This window comes from Flectobacillus sp. BAB-3569, from assembly GCF_002270355.1.
Lineage (GTDB): Bacteria > Bacteroidota > Bacteroidia > Cytophagales > Spirosomataceae > Flectobacillus > Flectobacillus roseus.
Window position 1 is genome coordinate 76,209 of the sequence record NZ_NJFZ01000019.1, and the last position, 17,715, is coordinate 93,923.

At 37.8% G+C, this 17,715-nt stretch carries 9 protein-coding genes and 1 pseudogene; 9 read left to right on the forward strand and 1 reads right to left on the reverse strand.

Features of this window, described 5'->3' with window-relative positions; translation table 11 throughout:
- Window positions 1-90 precede the first annotated feature (90 nt).
- The 7 genes and pseudogenes from BWI92_RS17790 (at window position 91) to BWI92_RS17815 (ending at window position 11,977) form a co-directional block, all read left to right on the forward strand.
- The gene (locus BWI92_RS17790; RefSeq protein ID WP_095164973.1) at window positions 91-1,257 is read left to right on the forward strand and encodes a four-carbon acid sugar kinase family protein; all 1,167 of its coding nucleotides are present in this window, start codon (window positions 91-93) and stop codon (window positions 1,255-1,257) included.
- 19 nt (window positions 1,258-1,276) lie between these two features.
- Entirely contained in the window at window positions 1,277-2,827 is a 1,551-nt protein-coding gene (locus BWI92_RS17795) for a sodium:solute symporter (RefSeq protein ID WP_095165197.1), read from the forward strand.
- 31 nt (window positions 2,828-2,858) lie between these two features.
- A complete protein-coding gene (locus tag BWI92_RS17800) occupies window positions 2,859-5,639 on the forward strand; it encodes a glycosyl hydrolase family 95 catalytic domain-containing protein (protein WP_095165207.1) in 2,781 nt (926 codons plus the stop codon).
- A gap of 188 nt (window positions 5,640-5,827) precedes the next feature.
- Entirely contained in the window at window positions 5,828-8,341 is a 2,514-nt protein-coding gene (locus tag BWI92_RS17805; RefSeq protein WP_217903443.1) for a glycoside hydrolase family 2 TIM barrel-domain containing protein, read from the forward strand.
- Window positions 8,320-9,282 carry a malectin gene (locus BWI92_RS28515; RefSeq protein ID WP_255406794.1) on the forward strand — a complete coding sequence of 321 codons (963 nt, stop codon included), beginning with the start codon at window positions 8,320-8,322 and terminating at the stop codon, window positions 9,280-9,282. The genes BWI92_RS17805 and BWI92_RS28515 overlap by 22 nt, the downstream gene beginning before the upstream one ends.
- Window positions 9,283-9,448: 166 nt before the next feature.
- A pseudogene (locus BWI92_RS17810) lies at window positions 9,449-11,010 on the forward strand (sodium:solute symporter).
- Between the two features lie 34 nt (window positions 11,011-11,044).
- A complete protein-coding gene (locus tag BWI92_RS17815) occupies window positions 11,045-11,977 on the forward strand; it encodes a dihydrodipicolinate synthase family protein (RefSeq protein WP_095164975.1) in 933 nt (310 codons plus the stop codon).
- Between the two features lie 214 nt (window positions 11,978-12,191).
- Here the strand turns inward: BWI92_RS17815 and BWI92_RS17820 are convergent, their stop codons facing one another.
- Window positions 12,192-13,061 (reverse strand): AraC family transcriptional regulator, encoded by an 870-nt coding sequence (locus BWI92_RS17820; protein WP_095164977.1) that lies wholly within the window; start codon window positions 13,059-13,061, stop codon window positions 12,192-12,194.
- A 577-nt stretch (window positions 13,062-13,638) separates the two neighbouring features.
- On the opposite strand from BWI92_RS17820, the gene BWI92_RS17825 reads away from it, so the two are divergent.
- Both BWI92_RS17825 and BWI92_RS17830 read left to right on the forward strand, forming a co-directional pair.
- On the forward strand, window positions 13,639-14,346 hold the full coding sequence (locus BWI92_RS17825) for a DUF3826 domain-containing protein (RefSeq protein ID WP_095164979.1): 708 nt from the start codon (window positions 13,639-13,641) through the stop codon (window positions 14,344-14,346).
- A gap of 83 nt (window positions 14,347-14,429) precedes the next feature.
- Window positions 14,430-17,702, forward strand: coding sequence for a TonB-dependent receptor (locus BWI92_RS17830; protein ID WP_095164981.1), 3,273 nt, complete (start codon window positions 14,430-14,432; stop codon window positions 17,700-17,702).
- Window positions 17,703-17,715 lie beyond the last annotated feature (13 nt).

Below are 17,715 nucleotides of genomic sequence, written 5' to 3' on the forward strand. Positions count from 1 at the left end.
AAAGTAAAAAATAAAGGTATTTTACTTTTTTTCCGAAATCCTAAATCTGAAATAGTAAGAAATCCTTCGTACAATTCTAATTTTCTAATTATGATTCTTGTCATTGCTGACGACCTCACTGGAGCTGCCGAAATAGCTGGAATTGGATTGAGATATGGGCTCAAGGTAAGAGTTTGTACAGAAATTATTCAAGAAGTAACAGAGGATTTATTGGTCATTTCGGCAGATACACGTTCTCTAACTGAAAATCAAGCGGTTGCCAAAGTTGAGTATCTGATTAAAAGCAGTCAACAGTATAAGCCAAGTTTGATTTATAAAAAGATTGATTCGGTACTACGCGGTCATGTTTTGGCTGAAATTAAGGCGATTCAACAGGTTTTTAGTAAAAAAAATTGTCTAATTATTCCTACAAATCCATCCATGGGGCGGAAAATACAGGATGGAAAATATTATGTAGGTGATAAATTAGCGCATGAAACCGCTTTTGCTCATGACCCTGAGTTTCCGATTCAGGATAGTGAGGTAATTAATATGCTTCGTGCCAAACCTACTGATCAGGTTCGTGTATTGGCACAACCAATTTTACCATTACAAGGAATAATAATCGCTGAAGTTGCACAGAAGGAAGATTTGACAAAATGGGCCTCACAATGGGCAAAAATTGACCTATTGGTCGGCGGAGCTGAGTTCTTTGCCTCAATTTTGTCAAATTTAGGGTATAATCTTGTTGAAAAAATCTTTTCTCCTCAACAAACAGCCCTCGATTGTCTGTACGTCAGTGGAACGACTTTTAGTGATAGTGTAGAAAAAATACAAAACCATGCCCGACACAAAGGTGGTGTTTGCTATTTACCTCATGAATTAGTCAGACAACCCATTGACTCAGAAGAATTTAACCAATCGTTAAATCGTTGGGAAAGCGAAATAATTCAATGCTTTAGTCAACATAAGGTAGTCATAATTGCTGTTAAAAAACAGTTGGATACGACCCAAATAACGCCTGCTGAATTAGCTAAATTAATGGCTAAAGTTGTCAAAAAAGTATTGAATCAAGTACATTTAGCAGAAATACTCATCGAAGGAGGTGCTACGTCAGCCGCTATTTTGGCAGAAATTCCTTTACAAAACTTTCTTCCTACCGAAGAATTTGCTCAAGGGGTAATTCGTATGCAAAGCCTCGAACGTCCGAGTACCTATTTAACACTCAAACCAGGAAGTTACGCATGGCCACAAGCCGTAACGTATGCTCAACTGTAGAAAACATTACCACCAACCAATGAACCATACATTACATGCCATTGACTATGGCATTATTTTGTTTTTTTTAGGATTGACGTTATACTTCGGTTTTATTTTCGCCAACAAACAAAAAACAACTCAAAATTATTTTCTTGCTAAAGGTAAAGTACCTTCTTGGGCCATTGGTATGTCCTTGCTGGCTACTCTTATCAGTAGTGTAACTTTTTTGGGATACCCCGGCGAAGGTTATTCTTCCAACTGGATTTTATTGGTACAAGGCTTAATGGTGCCTATTGTTTTGTTGGGAACGATATGGTTTATTGTGCCTATTTTCCGAAAAGTCATAGGGCTAAGTACCTACGAATACTTCGAAAAACGTTTTGGGCGCTTTGCTCGTTACTACAGCTCTTCTTCATTTATCCTTCGTCAATTTTCGGGTATGGGAACGGTATTATTCCTCATGGCAATTGCATTGGGTAATCTTACTGGACAATCGCCTTTGTTAATCATGTTGGTGATTGGGGGAATTATCATTTTGGTCAATCTCAAAGGTGGTATCGAGGCCGTTATTTGGCTCGATGTATTCCAAGGTTTTATGTTGCTGGCCAGTGGTATTACCTGTTTGGTCGTTTTGATATATTCTATCAAAGGTGGATTTTCGGAGGCATGGCAAATTGCCTCTAGCAAAGGTCATACAGGCTTTGGCCCTTATGAGTTAGATTTAAGCAAATTGACTTTTATCGTGATGGTCATCAATGGTAGTTTTTATGCTATTCAAAAATATGGAACAGACCAAACTGTTGTTCAACGATATTTAACTGCCAAAACAGACCGTCAGGCTATCAGAGCCTCACTTATGGGTATTTTCTTAACCGTACCTGTTTGGATGATGTTTATGTTTATTGGAACGCTACTTTTTGTATTTTACCAACAAAATACACTTCCTGAAAAGATACAAGCCGATGCCGTTTTTCCTTATTTCATGATGACTCAATTACCAACTGGTGTAGTGGGTTTTATTCTCTCGGCATTAATTTCTGCTGCAATTTGTAGCTTAGGTGCCGACCTCAATTCATTGGCTGCAGTAGGCGTAGAAGATTATTACAAAGTATTGCGTCCCAACCAAAGCGATGAAAGTTATCTGAAAGCCAGTAAATGGATTGTTGTTCTTTCAGGTGTCATTACCCTTCTTATTGGCGCTCTATATCTGAGCACTGGTAGCGAAGGCGTACTTGGAATTGTATTCACACTTTATGCAATATTTTCAGGGGGAATTGTTGGTATTTTCTTATTAGGTTTACTCAGTAGTCGTGCCAATACACAAGGCGTAAATATTGGTATTTTTGTCTGTATTCTTTTTACTGCCTATGCTTTTTTGACATCTACTCAAATTGGATTAGGAGACCAAAAATCATTATTATTAGACCTAGGAGCGTATAATTTCCCACACCATAAACTCATGTTGGGCGTTTATAGTCACCTGATTGTGATTGTAGTAGGATATGTGGCAAGTCTATTTTTTCCAGCACCTAACTGTGATAGAAATTTATTGCTAAAAGGTTGGTTTGAGGATAGAAAGAAAAAATAATACCATAATCAATTCTCTGAACTTAAAGCTTATGAAAAAGCTATCTTTCTTGCTTTTGGGTGTATTTTTTGCCCATATTCTTAGTGCTCAAAATTATCAACTATGGTACGATAAACCAGCCCAAAAATGGACGGATGCTTTACCATTGGGCAATGGACGCATTGGTGCAATGGTTTTTGGAAATCCTTCCCAAGAACATATTCAATTCAATGAAGAAACACTTTGGACAGGAGAACCTCGTGAATATAATCGAAAAGATGCCTATAAATATTTGGGGCAAATTCGCCAGTTATTGCAAGAAGGAAAGCAAAAAGAAGCAGAAGCTTTAGCAGAAAAGCAGTTTATGGGACTCAAAAGCAATGAAGGCAAGCGAGAAACTTGGATTGCAGATATGTTGGCTTTGAAAGGAATATCTGGAAATCCTTCACAAATAAACTTTGATGACTCTTCATGGAAAACCATGACCGTACCATCCTATGAAGGTTGGGAAGCTGTTGGATATGAAGGCTTAGACGGAGCCGTTTGGTTTAGAACAACCGTTGATATTCCAGCAGGTTGGGAAAATCAAACGCTCGTATTAGATTTGAATCGCATCCGAGATTATGATTATACCTATATTAATGGAAAATTGATTGGTAGTTCACAGCATACTGAAGGGCGTAAATATCAAATTCCTGCCAATACTTTACATGTAGGAAAAAACTTAATAGCGATACAAGTATTGAACTTTTCCGATAAAGGAGGTATTGCAGGCTACAAAGATACCTCTCGTCATATTGGCTTATATCCTGTGGGTCAAGAGGACAAAAAAATCTCTTTGAATGGTCAATGGAAATACTTTATCCAAAGCGATGAAACGCCAGCAGTAGGCAAATATCAAGCTGATTACCAACCGTTTGGAGACTTATACATCAACTTTTTACATGGAAAAGTATATCAAAAATATCGTCGCTCTCTTAATTTAGCAACTGCCGAATCTCAAACAGAATATACGGTTGATAATGTTGTTTTCAAAAGAGAATATTTTGTTAGTCAGCCTCACCAAGTAATGGCCATTCGTTTGACCGCGAACAAAACTCACCAAATCAACTTAGAGAGTTTTTTAACAAGTCCACACAAAAATTATAGCTTTAAATCTCTCGGAAATAATACGTGGGAGTTGTCGGTAAAAGTTCGAAATGGCGGATTGTTTGGAAAAGCCTATTTACAAATCCAACAAAAAAATGGCTCTTTAGAAGAGAATGCTGGGAAAATCGAGATTAAAGGAGCCGATGAAGTAATTTTTTACCTGACCGCCGCTACTAATTTTGTCAATTATCAAAATATTTCAGGAAACCCTCAAAAACGCTGCGAGGAAGTTTTTAGCAAACTACAAGGAATATCTTACGAGCAAATTCAAAAGGCCCATCAGGCGGAATATCAAAAATATTACAAACGTTTTGCCATCGAGTTAGGTCAGGATACCAAAAGCCATCTGCCTACGGATGTGCGTTTAGCAAATTTTGGTAGAGAAAATGATCCTTCATTTGCCGCATTATATGTACAATACGGACGCTATTTGTTGATTTCAGCCTCTCGTCCCAATACACAACCCTCTAATTTGCAAGGTATTTGGAATGATTTGTTGGCCCCACCTTGGGGAAGCAAGTACACCACCAATATCAATGCCGAAATGAACTATTGGCCAGCGGGAGTTTTGAACCTTATTCCTACACAACAGCCTCTTATACAAATGATTACAGATTTGTATAAAACTGGTAAAATTACGGCAAAAAATTACTATAATGCCCGTGGTTGGGTAGTTCATCACAATACGGATTTGTGGCGAGGAACAGCCCCAATCAACGCCTCAAATCATGGTATTTGGGTGAGTGGTGCTGGTTGGCTAAGTCAACATTTATGGGAACATTACCAATACACACAGGATAAAGAGTTTTTACGAAAAACGGCTTATCCCATCATGAAATCAGCTTCAGAATTTTTTGTGGATTTCTTGGTAAAAGATCCTAAAACAGGTTGGCTTATCAGTACGCCTTCTAATTCGCCAGAACAAGGTGGATTAGTAGCTGGACCGACAATGGATCATCAGATTATCAGAGAATTATATAAAAACACGATTAAAGCTTCTCAGGTTTTAGGAATAGACAAAGCCTTTGCAGACACGCTTAATCAACAACACAAGCAGATAGCGCCAAATCAAATTGGTAAGCATGGACAATTGCAGGAATGGCTACAAGATTTGGATGACCCTAAAAATAATCACCGTCATGTTTCGCATCTTTGGGGCGTTCACCCAGGGCATGATATTGGTTGGGACATCGACTCGACGATAATGAAAGCCGCTCGACAATCACTTATTTATCGTGGCGACGAAGGTACTGGCTGGAGTTTGGCTTGGAAAATTAATTTCTGGGCAAGATTTCATGAGGGCGAGCACGCATTACAATTAGTCAAAATGTTGCTCAGACCTGCCACAAGTGCTGGTGGTTCATACTTAAACCTATTTGATGCCCATCCACCGTTCCAAATAGACGGCAATTTTGGTGGTGCGGCGGGTATTGCCGAAATGCTTATCCAAAGTCAAACAGATATTATTGAACTATTACCTGCTTTACCCAAAGATTGGTCAGAAGGGAAAGTTAAAGGCATACAAGCTAGGGGAGGGTATATCTTGAGCTATGCCTGGAAAAATGGCAAAATCACAGAATTGAGTATGACAAGTAGAGAGACTACTACCTGCAAAATAAGAATTAATCAGGTTGTACATACCCTCAAGCTTCAGCCTAATAAGCCCTACCTCATCGAATTTTAAATACTTATAGTAAATACTGTTAACACGAGATATTTTCATAAAGGTATCTCGTGTTAATTTTGTACAATACTTTGAAAAAATCTTACCGAAAACATCGCTTTAGCCTGTCTATTTTTGTACAATAATTCTGATAAAATTCATTTTACCGATATTTACCTATGTTCACCAGAAGAAGGTATTGTACAATCTTGATACTCTTTTTAGGATTCTTATTTTCTGCAAAAGCACAAAGACAAGATATTTCCCTCAATGACAACTGGCTAACCACCGTTCATGAATCAAACATTCATGCGTATGATGGATTTGAAAAAAGTACATTTTCAACACAATCATGGAAATCTGTACAAGTACCGCACAACTGGGATCAATATGAGGGTTACCGCCGACTAACACATGGCAACAAACATGGGTATGCATGGTATCGGAAAAGTTTTACTGTCAACTCTACTAATAAAAACAAGCGCTATTTCCTTTATTTTGAGGGAGTTGGTTCTTATGCGACTATTTGGCTCAACGGTAAATTATTGGGTATGCATGCTGGTGGACGCACTACTTTTCAATTAGATGCCTCGAACTATATTTTACTCAATAATCAAGAAAATATTTTGGCGGTACGTGCCGACCATCCTGCCGAAATTCAAGATTTGCCTTGGGTTTGTGGCGGATGCAGCACCGAACGAGGTTTTTCAGAAGGCTCACAACCCATGGGTATTTTTCGCCCAGTACATTTATTGATTACTGAGCCTATTCGAATCGCTCCTTTTGGCATTCATATTTGGAATGATACCACCGTTTCTGCGCAAAAGGCACAACTCTATGGTTCTGTCGAAATACAAAATCTCAGTAATAAACAATCAGCTATCAAAGTCGTTCAAGAATTAAGAAACCAAGATAATCGACTGATTTTTAGCAACAATAACACGATTTATCTTTCAGAAAAAATAACACAGAATATTCCTATTACCTTCCCAAGTATTTCCAATCCTAAGCTTTGGTCGCCAGAACAGCCCTATTTGTATCAACTTGTAACCAAAGTCTATAAGAAAGGTAAACTTATCGATGTTCAAAAAACAGCGTATGGTATTCGTTCAATCAAATGGCTAAAAAAATCAAACGGACAAAAGCAATTATTAGTAAATGGTAAACCATTCTTTATCAATGGAATAGCCGAATATGAGCATTTATTAGGTAGTAGTCATGCTTTCAGTGCTGAACAAATCAAGACTAGAGTTGAAATGGTGAAAGCGGCTGGTTTCAACGCTTTTCGTGACGCACATCAGCCTCATAATTTGCGCTACCAAGAATATTGGGATAAAGACGGGATTCTATGGTGGCCACAAATGGCAGCACATATTTGGTATGACACACCAGCTTTTCGAGAAAATTTTAAAACCCTTTTAAAAGACTGGATAAAAGAGCGCAGAAACAGTCCATCCATTATACTTTGGGGACTCGAAAATGAAAGTACTTTGCCTGAGGATTTTGCCAAAGAATGTACCCAAATTATTCGAGAATTAGACCCAACAGCTTCTATTCAACGATTGGTAACCACCTGCAACGGAGGAAAAGGCACCGACTGGGATGTGCCTCAAAACTGGACAGGCACTTACGGTGGTGATCCAGCAAAATACGCAGAAGACCTTGAACGACAAGTGCTTGTAGGAGAATATGGTGCTTGGAGAACGGTAGATTTACACCAAGAAAAACCTATGGCAGGAGCATTCAGCGAAGAAGCGATTGGCGAATTAATGCAATTAAAACTTCGCTTAGCTGAAGCCGCCAAACAAAATTCCATAGGACATTTCTTCTGGTTATTGACGTCTCACGATAACCCAGGACGGGTCCAAAGTGGTGAAGCATTGCGCGAATTAGACAGAATTGGTCCTGTAAATTATAAAGGTTTATTGACGCCTTGGGAAGAGCCTGCCGATATATTCTATTTATTTAGAGCAACTTATGCCCCAGCCAAAACCCAGCCGATGGTCTATATCGTTTCTCACACTTGGCCAGACCGTTGGACTCAGGGTGGAATAAAGTCAGGGATAAAAGTTTATTCCAATTGTGAAGAAGTCGAATTGTTTAATGACCTAAATGTTTCGTTAGGAAAACAAAAAAGAGGAAAAGAAGGCGTATTTATCTGGAATAATGTCCAGATTCAATATAACATGTTGATTGCCAAAGGCTTTGTCAATGGGAAGTCTGTGGCAGAAGATATGGTGCAATTGCATCATTTACCAACGGCACCTGCTTGGTCTGCCCAAAAACAACAAACGAAAAATCTTGTAGTCAATAGTCCACAGAAACACTACTTGTATCGTGTCAATTGTGGGGGCGATTCCTATACAGACAAGAACAAATCTTTATGGCTAGCAGACCAAGCAAAAACACCTCAAAATCAATGGGGGTATCTTTCATGGGCAAATGATTTTGAAGGTATTCCCAAAGCTTATGCAAGTCAAAGGAGAACCTTTGACCCAATCAAAAATACCGCCGACGATGAACTGTTTCAGAGTTTTAGATATGGGCGAGATAAACTTTCCTATCAATTTGCACTCCCTGATGGTCAATACGAAGTGGAATTATATTTTATTGAGCCTTGGCATGGCACAGGTGGGGGTACGATTATTCGGGTTGGCGTTTGTTTGATGTGGCATTTAATGGAAATACCGTCCTCAAAAATTTGGATATCTGGAAAGAAGTAGGGCATGATGCAGTGTTGAAAAAAACAATTCCATTTCAAGTAAAAGGAGGAAAACTGAACATTTCTTTCCCTCAAATAGCCTCGGGACAAGCCATTATTTCGGCTATTGCTATTGCTAGTACTGAGAAGAAAAATACATTTACAGCAAGTTCAAACACCCTGATTACATCAACAAAAACCATTAAAACTTGGCTAGATACTGGCAAACCACTTTTTAGGGATTCACAAGAAAACTATGTGAGCTTGCCAGCTGTATTATACGGAGCAGAATATCTATTTTCTGAAAAAAGTGAAAAATTGTACAAACTTGCTCTGAATGAAATAGGGGATATTTATGTCGGAATAGATTCTTCGAAGGCATTACCAAAGACTTTAGAGGCATTTGAAAATACCCAAAGTTATATTCAAAGTACCCAAAAAGTATATCGAGTTTTTAAGAAAAGAGTTCAAGCCAACACAGAAGTGGCATTAGATTTCAACACGTTTGAGGCAGAAGCACTTGTTTTTGCTTTGCCAGCAAGTAGTTTGCAACCACCTTTTGATTTAAAAACTACGACTACCTACAAGGCTGCCGAAGCCAAAGGAATAGGAGAGGGGATTCAAAAAATGGCTTTTTTAGGCAAAGAACGTATGAGTATTGTCAAAAAAGGGCAAAATGCAATTCAATGGACTATCTCTACGGGAGTCGCAGATACGTATTCATTAACCATCAAATATCATAATCCTAGCTCGGAAACTGTCTATGGCAAACTAAGCATTAGTCTGGTAGATGGCACCATCATCAAGAACAAAGAAACGATTGCATTAGTACCAACCAAAGCAGGCAAATGGAACTATGTAAGTACCACAACAGGCACGATGATTAATGCAGGAAAATATCATGTAGTACTAGAATTAGATCAAGTTGGAGAACTGCACTTAGACGCCTTGGACGTTCAATAGTATTTATGATAATATTGTACAATTTAATATAAAAATACTATAAATTTTACTAGATAAAGTACTATAATTTTGTATCAGCCTCCAAGGGAAGTTTGAGAAAAAGAAGCGTGGAGCGTTAGTGACATAGTGAGACCTTTTAACTTTATGAAAATAATCTCAATACACTATGAACCACCAAAGCTTACCGCTTGTGGATATCTCTCTGATTATCATCTATTTATTAGGAATGATAGCAGTAGGATACCATTTTTCGAAAAAGAATCAGAATACAGAACAATTCACCAAGGCATCGGGTAGTATACCGGGCTGGGCAATAGGCGCCTCGATCTATGCCACTTTTTTAAGTAGTAATACCTTTTTGGGTGTTCCGGGTAAGGCTTATTCAGGCAATTGGAATGCTTTTGTATTTAGTTTGTCTATGCCTTTGGCGGCATGGGTAGCTTCCAAATATTTTATACCATTTTATCGAGGAACAGGTGAAATTTCAGCCTATACTAATCTCGAAAAAAGGTTTGGTGCATGGGCAAGAACGTACGCTGTAGTGTGCTTTTTGCTAACGCAATTAGCCCGAATGGGGTCTATTTTTTCGGTATAGCACTCAGTCTACAAGCACTAACTGGCTATTCGATGGAAACGATTATGTGGGTGATGGGTATTTGTATCATCGTATATACCGTCTTGGGAGGCATCGAGGCTGTGATTTGGACAGAAGTAGCACAGGCATTTATCAAAACTTTTGGTGCTTTACTGATTTTATTTCTCATCGTAAAGGATATGCCTGAAGGCTCGCGACAAGTTATCGAAATAGGCACCATAAAAAATAAATTTAGTTTAGGCTCCATGAATTGGGATTTTACCAGTTCAACTTTTTGGGTGGTTCTATTTTATGGTTTTTTGATAAATCTGAACAATTTTGGGATGGACCAAAATTATATTCAGCGCTATCACACCACCACCTCTGAAACTGAAGCTCGAAAATCATTATGGATGTGCGTTTGGATGTATATTCCAGCATCTTTACTTTTTTTCATCATTGGTTCAAGTTTATATGCCTATTATGAGGTTCATCCTGAATTATTGAACCAGCTCAAATTGGAAGTTGTCAAAGCCAAATTTCCTAATCTGAGTTCCTCTGAATTACTGAAGCAAGCGGCTCAACTCAAAGTAGAAGATTATGGCGATAAGGTAATGCCACATTTTATGGTTCACAAAATCCCAGTTGGATTGATGGGACTCATTATTTCGGCATTGTTGTCTGCGGCCATGAGCACGATTAGTTCTGGTATGAACGCCTCAGCAACAGTGTTTTCGATAGACATTTACCAACGATATTTTGTCAAAGACATAAGCGACAAAAGTAGCTTACGTATATTGCATACGTCAACGATTATTTTTGGTTTTTTAGGACTCGCTTCGGGTATGGCTATGATTGGTGTCAAAAGTATTTTGGATATATGGTGGCAACTTTCAGGACTTTTTGCCGCAGGTATGCTAGGGCTATTTTTGTTAGGGTTATTTAGTAAAAAAGCCACCAACCAAGCAGCCATTATTGCCACATTAATAGGATTGGTGGTCATTTGTTGGATTACATTTTCTGACATCTTACCATCCGAATATGACGGATTAAAAAGTCATTTACATAAAAATATGAGCATTGTAATCGGTACAGTTACCCTATTTATTTCGGGTGTTATTGCTACTAGGTTATTGTCAAAAAATAGCTCATAATCAAAACCTTAGCTTTTTCACTTCCTCTAGAGTTATGATTACTACCAAAAAAGGGTTTATTCCAGTAATGTTAACGCCATTCCATGAAAATGGTGAAATAGATTTAGAAGGTCTTGGTCGACTGACAGAGTTGTACGTAGAAGCAGGTGCAAGTGGATTATTTGCCAATTGTTTATCGAGTGAAATGTTTGAACTTACTGAAAATGAACGACTTCAAGTAATCAAGCAAACCATCAAAAGTGCGTCGGGACTACCTGTTGTAGCCACAGGAAGTTTTGGTAAAAGCATACAAGAGCAAGCAGATTTTGTCAAAAAAGTATATGATACTGGCGCTGATGCAGTGATTATCCTGGCAAACGCCATTGCCGAAAGTCATGAGACTGACGAAGTTTTTGAAGACAAAATGATGCAATTGTTGTCATTAACGGAAAATATTCCCTTAGGACTTTACGAATGTCCTGTACCTTATAAGCGTTTGGTTTCAGCGGATATATTGTCGAGGCTAAGTCGCACAGGAAGAGTTATTTATCATAAAGATACCTGCTTGGATATTGAGCAAATCAAGGCTAAAATCAAAGCTACAGAAGGGCAAAATTTTGGACTTTATGATGCTTATATGGTTCATGCTGTGGATTCTCTAAAAGCAGGAAGTGCGGGATTATCCTGTATCCAAGGTAATTATTTTCCAGAGCTAATAGTTTGGTTATGTGACAATTATAATAAAGAGGAGCTTTCGGAGGAAGTCCAAAAAGTGCAAGATTTTTTAGTGAAACAAATGGATGTGATGCACCATGTTTATCCAACTGCTTCAAAGTTATTTTTACAGAAAAGAAAATTTCCAATTTCGACATTTACACGACGTAACGTAGGGAAGATAAGCCCTTCTGTCGCCAGCGATATTGAGACTTTGTATCTGGCATACAAGGACTTACAAGATGCTATACCTTTACAGGAGATAGTTTGTTAATTAATTTGGGATGGAATCCCCCGCAATAGTTTTACTAGCGGGGGATTTTTTTGGGGCTATGAGGATTGAATAATTGTGAGTTAGTGCTGTACGAAAGATTCTAAAACTGTCTATTTCGGATGTATAATCTTCTATATTTTATGAAAAATAAAGGCATTTTGTTTTATTTCCGAAATCAGAAATCCCAAATCTGAAATTGTTCGAAAGTCATCTGCTATTTCTTATGATATTTCCGCTTGTACTCCAGCGGAGTAATACCCATTACTTTTTTGAAATGCCTGTAAAAGTTTGACACATTGTTGAATCCACAATCAAAGCATATGACTTCGGTAGGTAGTTTATCCTCGACCAAAGCCCTACAAGCGTGTGAAATACGGATTTCAATCAAGAAATCATAGTAGGTCTTTTTAGTCATGAGCTTAAAGTAACGACAAAACGAAGTGACGCTCAAGTTACTAATCGCTGCAATTTCTTCAAGGGTGATATCCTTTTTATAGTTCATCAAAGTATAATTACACACCTTATTCAATCGCAGCGTATCCGACTCGTTCGATTGGTAAAAAGCTTGTCCACCAGCAATAGTCTCAAACTCATCACTTTCGGCCAAGAGATGTAGTATTGAAATAAGCAAAGAGATACGCTCTAAGTTTTTAGCTTGTGCAATTTTGATCATTAGCTCTGTCAGCCTCTCACGAGTTTCCCCAATAATAACCATACCGCTTTTGGCCTTCTCATACAATTTTGGAAGCAAATATGCTTCTGGTAAACCCAGCAAATATTTACCTAAACAATCAGGCAAAAATTGTATAACCACCGCCTCAACATCGAGATCATTATCTGGATAAAAATACTCTTCTTTACAACGCCAAGTATGGGGTAAGTTTTCGCCCACCAACACAATCTCACCATGCGAAAAGTTGCTGATATTATCACCAATAAAACGAACCCCTTCGCCTCTGATAATGTAATGCAACTCTAGTTCAGGGTGGTAATGCCAGATACCTCCAAAGTTAGGTCTAACGTCGTGTCGGACACTAAAGGAGCTTTCTAGCTTAACAGGAACTTTCTGGAAAAGTGGTTTCATAACTCAATATTATCAAAAAAATAGGACTATTCTTTTATTTCTACTTTCTCTAAAAAACGTTCTACTATCAAAAATTTTGTACAATATATTCAAATATGATGATTCCAATTTATTATATGACAATATTCTACACTAAGTTGGTAAAAAAATGCATAAAAATAGGACTTTATATAGTGAAATTTGAATCGTAGAAACAACACAATTTTACTTGTATAAAAGAATATTACCAAATTATATAACTAACGTAATATAAAAAAAGTATAAAGTTGTCATTACTTGTCTTGACCAAAACTTATAATAAATTAATAATCAATTACTTAATTTCTAAAAAATTACAAGTATCAGTAAATCAATGTGTCAAAATAACACTTATCATAGTTCTCAGAAATCAGGTTTTGAACAAGTAGAATACAATTCCATGATATTATGATAAAAGACTACAATAGATTGCCTTAAAAAATTAGAAATTCTCAATATTTTACCAAGAAGCGTTGCTAATAAATCATAATCACTCTGGAGGCAGAAAAGTGTAAAAGAAAAATTTCAATACCAACATAACAGATAAATGTACCTTATAATGATCCAATTCCGATTACTCTCGATCACCGCTTTATTACTAGGATTTGTGTTATTGGGAAATGCACAAAATGCTCAAGATATATCTGCAAAAGAAGCTGCTTACACCAAGACTATTACAGATAGAGCTGATAAGATTGTACAGAAGCTTGAAGTGAAGAAAGAAAAGAAAGCACTTAAAGTAAGAGATATAATTGCCAATCAGTATCGTAATCTCAACGACATCCATGAGCAAAAAAAGAATAGCATCTTAGCACTCAAAAGCAATACTTCATTCAATAAGGAACAGCTTACCGCAGAAATTCAAAAAGTAGAACAAAAAACAGAAGCTGATCAAAACATCTTGCACGAAAAGTATATCAAATCTCTTTCTAAGCAACTGTCTGACACACAAGTTGAAGCAGTAAAAGATGGCATGACTTACAATGTATTACCTAACACTTACAAAGCTTATCAAGAGATGCTTCCTGATTTGACAAAAGAGCAAAAGAAGCAAATTTTGGATTATTTAACTGAAGCAAGAGAGCACGCTATGGATGCCGAAACCTCTGAAAAGAAGCATGCTTGGTTTGGAAAGTACAAGGGCAAAATCAATAATTATCTTTCAGCGCAAGGAGTAGATATGAAAAAAGCAGGGCAAGAGTGGGAGAAAAAAATTAAGGCAGCCGAATCAGCTAAAAAAGAAGCAAACAAAACCTCTGGACAATAATAATTAGGAAAACTCAAAGTAACTCGAACGAAAGTCGAAACGTACAAACACTATTTAGTACTCAATTTAATGTAAGGAAAAATATGACATTTCATTTACAACCACAATTTGGCAAAGTTAAAGGCACTAAACTTACCTGTACTTTGCTATTAGCAGCCCAGTTCATTGCGGGAGCTCCTTTTTTGGAGGCAGCTCAAGCTTCAAATCCTGCGTTGGGTTCTGCCGTTAAGACAAGTAAAGCCGACCACACAGTGACAGGTTCTGTAAAGGACAGTGAGGGTGCACCATTGGCAGGTGTAACAATTCGTATCAAAAACAGCAAAATAGGTACAACCACTAAGGCTGACGGTACATTTACACTTAATGCGCCAACAGGTAAAGAAACGCTAATTATTAGCTCAATTGGTTATAAAACACAGGAAGTTACCCTTGCAGATCGTAAAATCGTTAATGTGATTTTGGATAGTGAATCTTCCTCTTTAGATGAAGTGGTAGTTGTAGGTTATGGTCAACAAAAGAAAATTCACTTAACAGGTGCAGTTGCTCAAATCGATATGAAGGCTATCGAGGATCTTCCTGTAGGTAGTTTATCGGCTGCTTTAGTAGCTCAACAACCAGGTGTTGGTGTATCGGGAGGTTTTGCTCGTCCAGGAGATCCTGCAACTATTACTATTCGTAATCCATCCATGTTTTCAAAAGATGGTGGGACATTATCGCCATTAGTCGTGATAGATAACGTAATTCGTTCGTTTGACGATTTTAACACGATGGATCAATCTGAGGTAGAAAATATTTCTATTTTGAAAGATGCAGCTGCAGCAATATATGGTGCACGTGGTGCCAATGGCGTTATTGTGGTTACGACCAAAAGAGGTAAAACAGGAGCACCTAGATTTTCCTACAGTACTTCAGTAGGTGTTTCTGATGCTAAATTACCTAAAATGATGAACGGCTATGAATTGGCAACTTATCGTAATAGTTATAATACAGGAACAACCAATACATCCTTGCTATATAGTCAAGATGAGTTAGACTATTTCAAAACAAATAGTCAGTCGTGGTTAGAACAAGCATGGAAATCTTCATATACTACACGACATGCCTTAAACGTGAGTGGTGGTACCGAGAAAGCCACCTACTTTGCCAGTGTTGCCTACAATCAACAAAACGGAAATTTCGATAAAATCAATTTTGATCGTTGGTCATTCCGTGCCAGTGCAGACGTAAAAGTATCAAAAAATGTAAAAGCTAGTTTAGGTCTATCGGGCGATGTTTCTACAAAAGACCGTTACTTATTGAAACAAGGTGGAACGAGTAATGAAAAAGATTTTCAATCTCTCTTATATGCAGCTCCATTCACTCCAGCTTATTACAATGGATTACCAGTAAGTTTATTAAGTAGTGGTGCCAACACAAACGAAAACTTCCATTTTTTTGAAGCACAAAAATCAAACAACTACTTGATGTCTCGAGATAATGGACTAAATATCAATGCCTCACTTGAATACGACGCACCTTTCTTAAAAGGTTTAAAAGCAAGAGTGACCTACAACAGAAATATGGAGAATTCTTTTGGTAAAGAATTTGGTACACGTTACAAGCTATATACCTTTACGATGCTTGGAGCCAATAAACACATTGTTGGAGGAGATGTAAGAAGTATTGCTACAGTATCAAACAGTAACCGTATTTACTACGCCCCAAGTTATGGAGATTCATATCAATTGAATGGTTATTTAACGTATGATAAAACTTTTGGAAAACATACCATCTCTGTATTAGGTCTATTTGAACAAGGCGAGGCTTACTCTGACGGTATCACCTCATACTTAGACAACCTCGTAGATAACGCACTAGATAACGCTGGATATGCTTTAGGAGGAACAGCTTCGGGTGCTGGTGTTGGTACTATTAGCGAATCTGAATCAGAGTCAGGACGTCTTTCTTTTGTAGGTCGTGTTAATTACAACTATGCCAATAAGTATCTTGCTGAAGTATCAGTACGTCGTGATGCATCTACCAACTTTGCCCCTGAAAATCGTTGGGGAACCTTCCCTTCACTTTCATTAGGTTGGGTTATTTCAGAAGAACCATTCTTCAAAGACAATGTGCACTGGGTAGATCAATTAAAGTTCCGTGCTTCGGTAGGTCTAACTGGTATGGATAATACAAGAGCGTACAACTGGTTACAAAGTTACAACCTAATTCAAACAGGTAACGGTCCAGTATTTGGAGGTAACTTAGATAGAGCAGGTATTTTCAGATTAAAAAATGCCATGCCTAATCGTGACTTACAGTGGGATGATGCTACTAAATTAAATGGTGGTATTGATGCTTCCTTCTTGAAGAATCGCATGAGCTTGACACTAGATGGTTTTTATGACTATCGTTACAATATGTTAACGACCTTGACATCATCTGTTCCACTTACGGTAGGAGCGGCTCTTCCTTCACAAAATTTCGGAACTGTAGCGGCATTTGGTACTGAAATCTCATTAGGATGGACAGACCGTATTAATAAGGACTGGTCTTACAAAGTACGTGGTTTCTTCTCATGGAGTGACAACAAGCAAATTAAAGTTGACTATGACCAAGGCTTGAAAGGTACTTATCGTGATCCAAACGGACGTTCTACGGATATGGGCTTCTTAGGTCTAAAATCGATGGGAATCTTACGTACTCAAGCTGACTTGGATGCTCTTTTGGAAAAAAATCCAGCCTATACCATTTATGGTCAAAAACCTCAGGTTGGTATGGTATATTATCAGGATGTACGAGGAGCGAAATCTGCAACACCAGATGCAAACGGAAATTACTCTTATGCTGAGGCTGATGGCAAAATTGATGACAACGATTTGCAATACTTGACCAATAAAAAAGACAATCACTTTGGCTTCGGTCTAAACTTTGCCACTACTTACAAAAAACTATCATTCTCTTTCAATCTAGGAGGTTCATTTGGTGGACAAGATATTATGGAATCTGGCGCTAGAAGCTGGGGTACTTCAGCACAAGTCAACGCTATTACCAACCTTCCTGTTCATTTAGTTGACCACTGGACGGTAGACAACCCTAATGCAAAATACCCTGCTCCAGCTTTCAGAGCTCAAAATGGTTATGACTCAGATTTCTGGTTTGTTAGTTCATTTACATTAGCTGTAAGAACACTTAATGTATCTTATGAACTTCCTCAAACATTAGCTCAGAAACTCAACATCAATAGTGCAAGAGTTTATTTAACTGCAACTAACCCACTAAACCTTTACAATCCGTATAGCTATAAATACTGGGGAAGTACATTTGATGTTTATCCAACACTCAGCACATTCTCTCTTGGTCTTAATTTGAACTTATAATCAGCGGAAGTAA

Bases quoted from the DNA above. Each gene is read 5' to 3' on its own strand.
- BWI92_RS17815 (WP_095164975.1), top strand. From the start codon at position 11,045: ATGATTACTACCAAAAAAGGGTTTATTCCAGTAATGTTAACGCCATTC.
- BWI92_RS17830 (WP_095164981.1), top strand. From the start codon at position 14,430: ATGACATTTCATTTACAACCACAATTTGGCAAAGTTAAAGGCACTAAA.
- BWI92_RS17820 (WP_095164977.1), bottom strand. From the start codon at position 13,061: ATGAAACCACTTTTCCAGAAAGTTCCTGTTAAGCTAGAAAGCTCCTTT.
- BWI92_RS17795 (WP_095165197.1), top strand. From the start codon at position 1,277: ATGAACCATACATTACATGCCATTGACTATGGCATTATTTTGTTTTTT.
- BWI92_RS17790 (WP_095164973.1), top strand. From the start codon at position 91: ATGATTCTTGTCATTGCTGACGACCTCACTGGAGCTGCCGAAATAGCT.
- BWI92_RS17800 (WP_095165207.1), top strand. From the start codon at position 2,859: ATGAAAAAGCTATCTTTCTTGCTTTTGGGTGTATTTTTTGCCCATATT.
- BWI92_RS17825 (WP_095164979.1), top strand. From the start codon at position 13,639: ATGATCCAATTCCGATTACTCTCGATCACCGCTTTATTACTAGGATTT.